The sequence below is a fragment of the Ruegeria sp. D1(2025) genome (genome assembly GCF_056536425.1).
Map to the genome: position 1 here is coordinate 1 of NZ_JBQFPO010000033.1, position 3,440 is coordinate 3,440.

The 3,440-nt window shown below is 64.0% G+C and carries 2 protein-coding genes; both read right to left on the reverse strand.

What is annotated here, in order from left to right; translation table 11 throughout:
- Nucleotides 1-7: 7 nt before the first annotated feature.
- Complete coding sequence (gcvP, locus tag ACR1XU_RS23050) at nt 8-2,863, reverse strand: aminomethyl-transferring glycine dehydrogenase (RefSeq protein WP_480909661.1); 2,856 nt, start codon at nt 2,861-2,863, stop codon at nt 8-10.
- A gap of 175 nt (nt 2,864-3,038) precedes the next feature.
- A complete protein-coding gene (gene gcvH, locus ACR1XU_RS23055; RefSeq protein ID WP_170613943.1) occupies nt 3,039-3,404 on the reverse strand; it encodes a glycine cleavage system protein GcvH in 366 nt (121 codons plus the stop codon).
- Nucleotides 3,405-3,440 lie beyond the last annotated feature (36 nt).

A 3,440-nucleotide genomic window follows, 5' to 3' on the forward strand; every position in this document is an offset into this window, starting at 1 on the left:
TTATCTTTCACTCAGCGGCTTCTTCGTATTCTGACATTGGAGGGCATGTGCAGATGAGGTTTCTGTCGCCGTATGCGTTGTCGACGCGGTTGACGGGGGACCAGTATTTGTCGACGCCCATGGAGCCCGGCGGGAAGCAGGCCTGTTCGCGGGTGTAGGGGCGGTCCCAGTCGCCGACCAGATCGCGCACCGTGTGGGGGGCGTTTTTGAGCGGGTTGTTGTCCGCGTCGATCTTGCCGTCGATGATGTCCTGCGCCTCGGCCCGGATCGAGAGCATGGCGTCGCAGAAACGGTCCAGCTCGGCCATGGGTTCCGATTCCGTGGGTTCGACCATCAGGGTGCCCGCCACCGGCCAGGACATGGTCGGCGCGTGGAAGCCTGAATCGACCAGACGCTTGGCGATGTCGTCGACGCTGACATGCGCGGCCTCGTCCAGCGGACGGGTGTCGAGGATGCATTCATGCGCCACCCGGCCCGTTTCCGAGGTGTAGAGGATCGGATAGGCATCCTTGAGCCGTGCCGCGATGTAGTTGGCGTTCAGGATCGCCACCTTGGTCGCCTGCGTCAGACCCTCACCGCCCATCAGCAGCACATAGGCCCACGATACGGGAAGGATCGAGGGCGAGCCGAACGGTGCCGCCGAGACCGGACCCACGGCGGTGCCGTATTCCGGGTGGCCCGGCAGGTGTTCGGCCAGATGCGCCTTGACGCCGATCGGACCCATGCCGGGGCCGCCGCCGCCATGCGGGATGCAGAAGGTCTTGTGCAGGTTCAGGTGGCTGACGTCGCCGCCGATCTTGCCCGGCTGGGCCAGACCGACCATGGCGTTCATGTTGGCGCCGTCGATATAGACCTGACCGCCGTGGTCATGGGTGATCTGGCAGACCTCCTGCACGGTTTCCTCGAACACGCCATGGGTCGAGGGGTAGGTGATCATGCAGGCGGCCAGATGGTCGCTGTGCTTTTCCGCCTTGGCGCGGAAATCGGCGACATCGATGTTGCCCTTGTCATCCGACTGCACCGGCACCACCTGCCAGCCCACCATCTGCGCCGAGGCCGGGTTGGTGCCATGCGCCGAGGTCGGGATCAGGCAGACATTGCGGTGCCCTTCGCCGCGGGCGAAGTGATAGTTGCGGATGGTCAGCAGCCCCGCGTACTCACCCTGCGCGCCCGAGTTGGGCTGCTGGCTGATCGCGTCATAACCGGTGATCTGGCACAGCTTGTCGTTCAGATCGGCAATCATCTCGTGATAGCCCTGCGCCTGATCTTCGGGGCAGAACGGGTGCAGGTTGCCGAACTCGGGCCAGGTGACCGGGATCATCTCGATCGTGGCGTTCAGCTTCATGGTGCAGGACCCCAGCGGGATCATCGCCCGGTCCAGTGCCAGGTCGCGGTCGGCCAGACGGCGCATGTAGCGGGTGATCTCGGCCTCGGCCCGGTTCTTGTGGAAGATCGGGTGGGTCAGGTACGCGCTTTCGCGCAGCGCATGTTCCGGCAGGCGGTAATGCTTGTTCGAGCTGTCATCCTTGCGGTCGATGCCGAAGGCACCCCAGACCGCCTCGATGGTCTCGGGCCGGGTCTGTTCATCAAGGCTGATGCCGACCTTGGTCTCGCCCACCTTGCGCAGGTTGACGCCACGGGCCACGGCGGCCTCCATGACCGTCTTCTGCAGATGGCCGACCTCGACCGTGATGGTGTCGAAGAACACGTCCGGCTCGACGGCAAAGCCTGCCGCCTCCAGACCGTCGGCCAGGCGCGAGGTCTTGCGGTGCACCGATTGCGCGATGGCCTTGATGCCGTCGGGGCCGTGATAGACCGCATACATCGAGGCAATGACGGCCAGCAGCGCCTGCGCGGTGCAGACGTTCGAGTTGGCTTTTTCGCGGCGGATATGCTGCTCGCGAGTCTGCAGCGCCAGGCGATAGGCCTTGTTGCCACGGCTGTCGATGCTGACGCCGATGATCCGCCCCGGCATCGACCGTTTCAGCTTGTCGGTGGTCGCCATGTAGGCCGCGTGCGGGCCGCCATAGCCCATCGGCACGCCAAAGCGCTGGGTCGAGCCGATGGCAATGTCCGCGCCCATCTCGCCCGGTGACTTCAGCAGCGCCAGCGACAGGATGTCGGCGGCCACGATGGCGATCGCTTTATGTTCATGCAGCGCCGCGATCTCGGCAGAGAAGTCGCGCACATGGCCATAGGTGCCCGGATACTGGAAGATGGCGCCAAACACCGCGCCTGCGTCCAGTTGATCCGGATCGGCCACCTGCACGTCGATGCCCAGAGGCTCGGCGCGTGTTTTAATGACCGCGATGGTCTGCGGGTGGCAGTTCTTGTCCACGAAGAAGGCCGCGTTGTTGGCCTTGGACCGGCCGCCGCGCTTGGCCATCGCCATCGCCTCGGCCGCCGCGGTGGCTTCGTCCAGCAGCGAGGCGTTGGCCACGTCCAGCCCGGTCAGGTCGCTGACCATGGTCTGGAAGTTCAGAAGCGCCTCAAGACGGCCCTGGCTGATTTCGGGCTGATAGGGCGTATAGGCGGTGTACCAGGCCGGGTTTTCCAGGATGTTGCGCAGGATCGGCGCCGGCGTGGTGGTGCCGTAATAGCCCTGACCGATCAGCGAGGTCAGAACCTTGTTCTTGCGTGCCACCTCTTTCATGTGGAACAGCGCATCGCGCTCGGTCATCGCCGGACCCCAGTCCAGCGGCTCTGTCTGCCGGATCGCCGGCGGGACGGTGGCGTCGATCAGCTCGTCCAGCGTCTTGAAGCCGATCACCTTCAGCATGTCGCGCATCTCGGTGGGCGACGGGCCGATGTGGCGGCGATTGGCGAAGTCATAGGCTTCGTAATCGGTCAGTTTGAAGGCCATTGCAGCGCTCCTCATGAAATGTCTCACCCAGCCGCTCTGGCAGGAGCCTCCGGCGTGGGGTAAGGGCCGTCCTGGAACCTGTCCGGGGGACAGTTTCAGGCCCGAACGGGCGGAGCCCAAATCAGCGGCTCCGGGTGAAAGAAGGGGGCGGATCCCGTCGGAACCCGCCGTTTGCTCAGCCGATCAGGGCCTTGTAGCCGTCCAGATCCATCAGATCCTCCAGCTGCGACGCATCCGCGATCTTGATCTTGTAGATCCACGCCTCGCCCTCGGGGTCGTCGTTCAGCGAACCGGGATTGTCCGCCAGCGCCTCGTTCACCTCGACAATCTCGCCATCCACCGGCGCATAAAGCTCGGACGCCGCCTTGACCGACTCGATCACGCCGATCTCGCCGCCCTTCTCAAACTCGTCACCCGCTTCCTGCTGCTCGACAAAAACAACATCGCCAAGCTGCTCAGCCGCATGAACCGTAATCCCCAGCGTCGCAACTTCTCCTTCAACTCGCAGCCACTCGTGCTCTTCAGAATAATACGTCGACATTCCTGTTCTCTCCTGACTTCAACGCTTGTAGTTTTG

What these genes read in the sequence shown, in the direction of transcription:
- gcvP (WP_480909661.1), bottom strand. Translation starts at nt 2,863, where the DNA reads ATGGCCTTCAAACTGACCGATTACGAAGCCTATGACTTCGCCAATCGC.
- gcvH (WP_170613943.1), bottom strand. Translation starts at nt 3,404, where the DNA reads ATGTCGACGTATTATTCTGAAGAGCACGAGTGGCTGCGAGTTGAAGGA.